Source organism: Psychrobacter sp. 1Y4 (genome assembly GCF_051847555.1).
In genome coordinates this window covers 1-588 of record NZ_JBPYDE010000863.1, presented here as the reverse complement: position 1 = coordinate 588, position 588 = coordinate 1, and the positions used below count along the sequence as shown (strand labels likewise).

Genomic DNA, 588 nt, shown 5'->3' with positions numbered 1-588 from the left:
TTAGTTCTTTTGCTTTATTAGTAATCGCTAGCGTAGGAGAGGGTTTGATGCTATTGACGCGGTCAGACAGTTGCAACTCGCTCATGAGAGATCCTTTTTTATATGGGAGTGGGATTGGTAAAAATCGATATTAATTATATAACGCTTTTATCACTATCAGGACAAGATATCAGGCAGTTTAGATAATTGCCTCATCTTATCGTGAAGATAGCCACAATTCGATCATAAATGAGACGCTCATCCATGTCTGCGCGGCTATTTTAATATTGTAGCATGCTGATATAGCGCTGTCTTATTACCCCGATAACAAAACATTGCGGACTATCTTGCAGCATGACTCACTGTAGAAATATGAAAACTACAGTAAAGATAAGATGCTTTTGTTGTGGCAATTGCGAAGTCACAACAATAAACCTATAGCCGACCACTATAATTATTTAGGTTTGTTAAATAAGATGGCGTATAGGTTAATAAAAACAAGCAATATAACAGAGCACAAGTACGCTCAGCTAAAAGCTTGCCATCCAAATTTAAAGACAAAGCTATTCAACTTTTTGTTGAGCGATATACTTTTCATATTATAAGAAC

The 588-nt window shown here is 36.2% G+C and carries 1 protein-coding gene; it reads right to left on the bottom strand.

What is annotated here, in order from left to right; all coding sequences use genetic code 11:
* Positions 1-85 (bottom strand): hypothetical protein (locus ACS8FC_RS19290; protein WP_439297976.1); only part of this gene is annotated, 85 nt, incomplete at its 3' end.
* Positions 86-588: the final 503 nt, after the last annotated feature.